1 protein-coding gene is annotated in these 234 nt (G+C 65.8%); it reads left to right on the top strand.

Annotation, left to right across the window (positions count from 1 at the left end; translation table 11 throughout):
• Positions 1–234, top strand: a 234-nt coding sequence (locus SB753_RS41650) for an alpha/beta fold hydrolase (protein ID WP_410805766.1), incomplete at both ends; no start/stop codon positions are given.

Raw genomic sequence — 234 nt, 5'->3', positions numbered from 1 at the left:
GCGCGACTGGCCGCATCTGGTCGAGGAGTTGCTGGATGACATCGGGCGTGCTTACGAGAACCCTGTCTGGCTCGTCGGGCATTCGCTCGGCGGTTATCTTTCACTGATGGCGGCGCTGAGGAAGCCGCAATGGGTGCGCGGCGTGGTGATGCTCGATTCGCCCGTCATCGCGGGCTGGCGCAGCAACATGCTGCGCGTGTCGCAATGGACGGGGCTGGACGAGCGGCTGTCGCC

The sequence above is a fragment of the Paraburkholderia sp. SIMBA_053 genome, from assembly GCF_046534895.1.
Classification (GTDB): Bacteria; Pseudomonadota; Gammaproteobacteria; order Burkholderiales; family Burkholderiaceae; genus Paraburkholderia; species Paraburkholderia caledonica.
The sequence above is the reverse complement of the archived record's forward strand: the minus strand, read 5'-3'. Positions and strand labels throughout refer to the sequence as shown.